The sequence below is a fragment of the Luteitalea sp. genome (genome assembly GCA_009377605.1).
Taxonomy (GTDB): Bacteria; Acidobacteriota; Vicinamibacteria; order Vicinamibacterales; family Vicinamibacteraceae; genus WHTT01.
Genome location: WHTT01000344.1, coordinates 1 through 542, shown reverse-complemented (window position 1 = coordinate 542; position 542 = coordinate 1). Strand labels below are relative to the sequence as shown.

Here is a 542-nt window from a genome sequence, read left to right as displayed (position 1 = left end):
GAATGAATTCATCCATCTACGCCGGGGTAACGAGATACCATGGGTCCCCACCACCCTCTCGTATCGGCAACTGCTCTTCGAGAAAGCGCTTCCTCCTGCCCTGATCCTGAATCATCGAGAAAGCCATCCCTCCGGCATGAATCAGCAGATCAACGCCAATTTCAACAGCCTCTCGAGCCGTCATGACCGTTGGATCGTCCGCCACGTGAATTCCCACCGGAAGCCCCCTTTTGTGCGCATCCTCAACCACAACTCGCAAAAGCTCAGCCGGCAGATTGGGCAGCTGTATTTTGATGCCGTCCACTCCAAAAGACGCAGCGTGCGCGATGAGTTTTCGCACCTCCGCCTCGTTGCGCACTCCCGTCGAAATTGTGGTATCCTCGAACCCCAACGCCGGGCCAACAAAGTAGATTCGCGGACCGAACAGCTTGCCTTTCTCGATGCCAACTTTGATGGCCATTATCTGTTCGGGGCCGTGTCTGTCAAGTGGTGGAAAAGCGTAAAGTCATCATCCGTCGCTACTCACATCAGCACTTAGGAAC

General features: G+C 54.8%; 1 protein-coding gene. It reads right to left on the bottom strand.

What is annotated here, in order from left to right; genetic code table 11:
• Positions 1-16: 16 nt before the first annotated feature.
• A complete protein-coding gene (locus tag GEV06_29225; GenBank protein MPZ21918.1) occupies positions 17-460 on the bottom strand; it encodes a hypothetical protein in 444 nt (147 codons plus the stop codon).
• Between the last annotated feature and the right edge of the window lie 82 nt (positions 461-542).